4 protein-coding genes are annotated in these 6,050 nt (G+C 52.5%); 3 read left to right on the plus strand and 1 reads right to left on the minus strand.

Translation table 11 applies throughout. From position 1 onward, the window contains the following. Positions 1-2,704, plus strand: a 2,704-nt coding sequence (locus EJP87_RS13255) for a helicase associated domain-containing protein (RefSeq protein ID WP_193771378.1), incomplete at its 5' end; no start/stop codon positions are given. Between the two features lie 128 nt (positions 2,705-2,832). Further along, complete coding sequence (locus EJP87_RS13260; RefSeq protein ID WP_130472350.1) at positions 2,833-3,513, plus strand: GAF domain-containing protein; 681 nt, start codon at positions 2,833-2,835, stop codon at positions 3,511-3,513. A 292-nt stretch (positions 3,514-3,805) separates the two neighbouring features. Here the strand turns inward: EJP87_RS13260 and EJP87_RS17955 are convergent, their stop codons facing one another. Continuing rightward, complete coding sequence (locus tag EJP87_RS17955) at positions 3,806-4,051, minus strand: hypothetical protein (protein ID WP_193771379.1); 246 nt, start codon at positions 4,049-4,051, stop codon at positions 3,806-3,808. A 326-nt stretch (positions 4,052-4,377) separates the two neighbouring features. Here EJP87_RS17955 and EJP87_RS13265 point away from each other — a divergent pair, with 326 nt between their 5' ends. After that, positions 4,378-5,769: a hemolysin family protein gene (locus EJP87_RS13265; RefSeq protein ID WP_130472351.1), complete on the plus strand. Its 1,392-nt coding sequence runs from the start codon at positions 4,378-4,380 to the stop codon at positions 5,767-5,769. Positions 5,770-6,050: the final 281 nt, after the last annotated feature.

Genomic DNA, 6,050 nt, shown 5'->3' on the forward strand with positions numbered 1-6,050 from the left:
GACCCCTGCTTTTCGTCAGAGCATTCCTGGCTCTGCTGATGCGGAAGGGGGGAATAAACGGATCCTGCATCTGCTGGATCAGTCGCTCTATGGGCGCGCCATGCGCGTGGCGCCACTGGCGCAGGCGGTTGCAGAGGGGGTGCTGCGTCCCTGGCAATTATGGATTTTATTGCTGCCTCCCTCCTGGTTGGCAGAGGATCAGGGTGGGGTGCGCCTGTTGGCCAGGAGTCTGCGTACTCTTCTTGGCAGTGCCGGGAGTGCCATTGGGCATGTGCAGATTGTCCATGGTTCGGTGGCTGATGCCCGTCTGGCAGCGGCAGCAGATCCCCTCAGTGGTATGCAGATGGTTGCGGATGATGCCTCAGGGCAAGGGCAGTTGTCTTCCGGTTGGCTCTCTTTGTTGCTCGATGCCACGCTGACGGCAGCAGAACGGGAGCAGATTATTCGGCGCTATCATGCGACGCCACGGGTGGTATTGCATTCGGCACGTTGTCTGGTGGATGGTGCGCAACTGCCTTTGGCCGATCTGTTGCTCTGTTCGCCATTGGCCCGCAAAGTCAAATGGGATCTGCTGCGCTCTTTGTCGGCTGTTTTGGCCAAGAACTATGCCGGAGTCAGTACCTTTGCTGCTGTGGCGCCAGGGATAATCTGTGTTCCGGTCTTTGCGGCAAAGGCGGGAGGGGAGCTCTATAGCTCTGCAGAGGAGGCTTTGACGGCAGCGGATCTGCTTTGGGAGGTGGTGCAACGGTTGCGTGAGGCTGATGAGCAGTTTGAGCAGCAGATTGTTCGTTCCGGGGAGCAGTTGGGACGCCAAAGCCTGCTGCCCTGGCAGGCGGGAGCGGATCCGGCTTTGGCTTGGCACAATCGGATACGTTTTCTCTTGCCCGAAGGGATACCGGAGGGATGGCGGAATGCGCTATGGACTGGCCTGTTTCGGCATCTCAGCAGCGAATGGGATCGTCGTTTTGGTTTGTGGCAGGCAGCTCATGCCGCCCAGGCAGAGCGGAATCGAGAATGGGAGGAGCAGCAAAGAAAAGCATGGCGCAAAGGGAGTTTGCGTGCCGACTGGCAACAACGTCTGCAGGAAGCCGGCTTTGTTTTTGATCCCAAGCAGGTTGCCTGGGAAGAGAAGTGGTGCCAACTGCAAGCCTATTCAGTGCGCTATGGTCATGCGGATGTACCAGCGGGTTGGCCGGAAAATCCTTCGTTGGCAGAGTGGGTGCAGCAACAGCGTCGTGAATTTGGCAAGGGTCGTTTAGCAGCGCAGGCCGTGCAGCGCTTGCAGGAGTTGGATTTTGTGTGGGATCCGGAGCTGGTGCGCTGGGAGGGGATGTTTGAACAATTTCTTTTGTTCTATAAGCAGTATGGTCATGGTCAGGTACCGGAGATCTGTACCGACTATCCTGATTTGGCGCAGTGGGCAAAAGAGCAGCGTCAGGATTTGGCGCGGGGCAAGCTGGCAATAGAGCGGCAGGTACGTTTGTCAGAGTGGGGATTTTGTTGGGATCTGGAGGCAGCTTGGTGGGAGGAGCAGTTTCGCTCTTTGTGTCGTTTTCAAGAGCGCGAAGGAGATCTATTGGTTCCTCCGTCGTGGCCGGAAGATCCCTTGCTGGCCGATTGGGTAGCCAAACAGCGGCGCGACTGGCGCTCTGGTCGTTTGCTGGCGGAGCGGAGGCAGCGTCTGGAGGATCTTGGTTTTGTCTGGGATCCCGAGGAGCTGGCTTGGCAGCAACAATGGAGTCTGTTGCAGGCGTTTCATGCCCAGCATGGCCATTGTCATGTTACCGAGAGTCAGCAGGAGTTGGCGGAGTGGGTGCGGCAGCAGCGCAAGGCTGGGCTGGCCGGAAGTTTATCGCAGACACGGCGTGAGGCGTTGCAGGCGTTGGATTTTATTTGGGAGCCACGTGCTGCGGAGTGGGATGCCATGTTGATGGTGTTGCGGCAGTTTTGTCAGGAGCATAAGCACTGCATTATTCCCGCCAACTATGCAGATAACCCGGTGTTGGCGCGTTGGGTAGGGCAGGTGCGTCGTGCCTATGCAGCGGGGCAATTGAGCGACGAACAGATCAAACAGCTGCAGGAGTTGGGTTTTGTCTGGGATGCCAAGGCGGTGTTGTGGGAGGAGATGTTTGCGGCTTTGGCTGAGTTTCGTCGGTACCATGGCAATGCCCTGGTGCCGGAGAACTATCCAGCCAATCCGCAGTTGGCTTGGTGGGTGGTGACGCAGCGTAAAGCCTACAAGAGCGGGCAACTGGAGGAGGAGCGGATCAGTCGTTTGAACAAACTGGGTTTTTTTTGGGATCCGTTGGAGGTGCAGTGGTATGAGATGTATATTGCGCTGGTGCACTATCGGCAGCAGTATGGGCGGGTGGTGATCACTCGTGGCACCGCCGATGCGCGCTTGAGCAGTTGGGTCAATATGCAGCGTCAGGCACGGCAACATGGCAATTTGTCAGCAAAGCGTGTTGAGTTGTTGGATGCCTTGGGATTTGTCTGGGAGCAGAAGGATGTGGTCTTGGAGGAGATGTTGGCGGAGTTGGCGCAGTTTCGGGAGCGTCATGGGCATTGCAATGTACCGGCATCCTGGCCTGGCAATCCTGCTTTGGGATTGTGGGCGCAATTTCAGCGTCAGGAGTATAAAAAAGGGAGTTTGGATGGCAAACGGATAGAACGTTTACAAGCGTTGGGATTTGTTTGGGAGTAAATAGGAAAAATGGATAAATTAAGGCTGACAATCGGGGAGCAATTATGGTAACCTCGATGTACAAGTGGAATTTAATGACAAGTAAAAGATGTATTTCATCCCGACCGGCGAGGCTATGAGAGGGTGCAGTGAAAAAGGAACTGGCAAACGAGTGGCAGAAGATCAAATCCAAGCAGGAGGCGCTGACCAGTAAATGGAAAAGCACCGGCAATCAGGATCTACTGCAATTTTTTATGGAAATTCTGCCCAAGGTAATCGATGCAGATCGCTGCAGCTTTTTCATCCATGATCCGGTGACCGATGCGGTATGGTTGCAATGCGGCACAGGGTTGAAAGAGCGCAGCATTGTCATCCCCAAGAGCGGATCCAATGTGGGCAAGGTGGTGGCAACCGGCAAACCGGTATGTATTGTGCGCCGGGAGCAGCAGTCGGAGTTTGCCAAGCAGGTCGAAGAGAAGGTTGGTTATATGACGCAAAACATGATGTGTGTGCCGATTATGAGCCAGACCTCCAATCAGGTGACCGGAGCCATTCAGGTGATCAACAAGCAGGGAGAGAATGGTCATTTGGGGTTTACGGAAGCCGATTTGGCCTTGTTGGAGCGGGTGGCCAATCATGTGGGCATGGTGACCGAAAATATCTATCTCAGTCAGGAGATGGTGACGGTTTCTGACAAGCTGCGTGGCACGGTGGACATGGCCGAGTGGGTCATCAAGATGTGGATGGGCTTTATGGGGCTGGTGATTTTAGCTGCCTTTGGCGTCATAGTGCATTTTACGCCCCACATGCTGGAGATTTTGAAGCGCTGAGGTTGGTGAAGCAATTTTTTGTGCGGCCTGGAACCATGTGACAGGTTTGTCTGCTTCATTCCCATCAGTTCTCATTTTCTGCTCATTTTTCACCCGCGCAAGGCGCGGGGGCTTGCCTGACGCGGCATGGATAAATTTTCCCTTCTGTCCCAAGAGGGGGCGAGGAGTGTTGCCTTGCCGGGTGAGCGGCGCATGCTCTTTGCCAATCCTCTGTGGGTGACACTCTCGCAGCATCTGTAATTTCTGCAGTCATCTCTGCCATCGGAGCATGCTTTTTGCCAATTGTCTGCGGTCATTGTGCCAGCAGGCGGAGCCATGTTGCAGGCTGAGCGCAACAGGGAGGGGCAAGCATCTCTTTTCCTGCTTTTGATTCTGCAGCATAATCGGCGATTTTTTCGACGTATGGGCTTGGGATGCTGGAGGCGATAATGCCAGTATGGTTGGAAGTGTTGCGGATGCTGGTGCCTTCCTGAAAAGGCTCTGGCGGCAGGATTATTCTCGACGGCAACGAATCTACGCATGCTTTGGTTCTTTTCATCCAGGATTGGTGATAGTTTTAAGCTTCCATATCGGGACAGAAAAAGCAGAAGCAGAAAGCACAGTCAGACCGTAGATAAACAAACTTGACGGGTAACGTTTTTTTTCAAACCAGTACAAATCTGCTGTGGAATATGGTTTAACAGAATGCAATTATTATTATTTTTCAGGCTGTAGCCAGAAAGATAAATATATTTCACTTGATTTGAGGGAAAGCTGGGATAATATGATAAATAAATTTCACCACCTCATCAGGAATGGTTGCGTGGTTGGGCAGGACGGTTCACGCTGAGGCGATCACTTATTTTGCCAGGATAAAAAAAGGAAATGGAAACCATATTATGGCTTAAGCTGTTGTTGATAGTTGTCTTGATTATGGGTAATGCCTATTTTGTGGGAGCAGAGGTTGCCATCACAGGGGCACGGCGTAGCAAGATTCGGCAATTGGCGGAACAAGGCAGCAAGGCAGCCGATCGGGTGCAAAAATTACATCAGGAGCCGGAACGCTTTTATTCGGTGACGCAGATCGGCATCACTCTGGTCTCTTTGGCTCTTGGTGCAATTGGTATGGATACCTTGGACCTGATTTTGGAACCAAAACTTGTCGGGATGTTGGGGATGTTTACCGATCCCCAACCCTGGATGGAGGTGTTGCGCTGGGTCAGTTATTTGATAGCCTTTGCCATTATCTCCTTTTTGCATGTGGTGGGAGGAGAGTTGGCGCCGAAGATTTTGGCTTTTCACAAAGCAGAACCGTTGGCCATGGCCGTGGCTTGGTCGATTGACATGCAATATATCCTGTGGACACCAGTGATTTGGGCCATGAAGCATGCCTCCAATTTTTTGCTTTGGTGTGTGGGGCAGGGGGGCCTGGTGGGGTCGCATGGCGAACATTTCAATATGACCCAGGAGGAGATTCGGACCATTATCACCGCCAGTGAAGATGCCGGGGTATTCAATGCCGAAGACAGTAAAATGATTCATAGTGTGATGGACTTTGGTGGGCGCAGTGTCCGGGCCGCCATGGTACCGCGCACCGATATTGTTGCTTTTGCCAAGGGTACCCCTTTGGTGGATGTATTGGGTAAGTTTCGTGAGTTGCCGCATGCGCGTTATCCGGTATACGAGAATAATATGGACCATATTCTTGGTTATGTGGCGATCAAGGAGTTGTTGGGAGCCTTGGCAGATGCCAGCGGTGGTGCCGAAATGTCGCATCCAATTGATGATTTTGTCTCGCCGATCTATGTTATTCCTAGCAGCAAAACCATGAGCAGTCTGCTTAAGGAGTTTAAGATAACACGCCATCACATGGCTGTAGTGGTTGATGAATATGGTGGAACGCAGGGGATCATTACCCTTGAGGATATATTAGAGGAGATTGTTGGCGAATATGATGATGAGTTTACAACGCAGACTCGCCGGGTCAAAAAGTTGGACGATCAGACTTTTGTGATTGATGCCTCGATGCGGATGACTGATCTGGAATCGTTATTAAAATATCAATTTCCAGAGGATACCGATTTTGTCACCATAGGTGGGCTGGTGTACGACACTTTGGGACGCATACCCAAGGTGGGAGAGGCGATTGCGCTTTCCGGTGCGGAATTGGTGGTGACAGGAATGGATAATCATCGCATTACCATGTTGCAATTTCGTCATGTGAACGAGAGTACGCCAGCAGGTGAAGATGAGAAGCATGAGGCGGGCAGTGCCTGAATGTGCTGCAGATACCCCTCTATTTGGGAACCGATAGTGATCAAACAAAGTCAGGATATAAAGGGTGCAGGATAGTCCCGGTGTTGCTGGTGCTTTTGGTGCAGGGCAAGCGCAGATGAGCATTTGCGTACCGAGGAGGGCAACGCTCCTGGGGTGGTGATGGATCGGGTAGTCGAGATATTCAAACGCCGTGAACTCTATCGCCATTTGTCCAATGCAGGAGATCAGGGCAATCGCATTTGAAAATCAGAAAATTATTATGGAGGTCCAGGAGGAGATTA

Source organism: Candidatus Magnetaquicoccus inordinatus, assembly GCF_004217665.1.
Taxonomy (GTDB): Bacteria; Pseudomonadota; Magnetococcia; order Magnetococcales; family Magnetaquicoccaceae; genus Magnetaquicoccus; species Magnetaquicoccus inordinatus.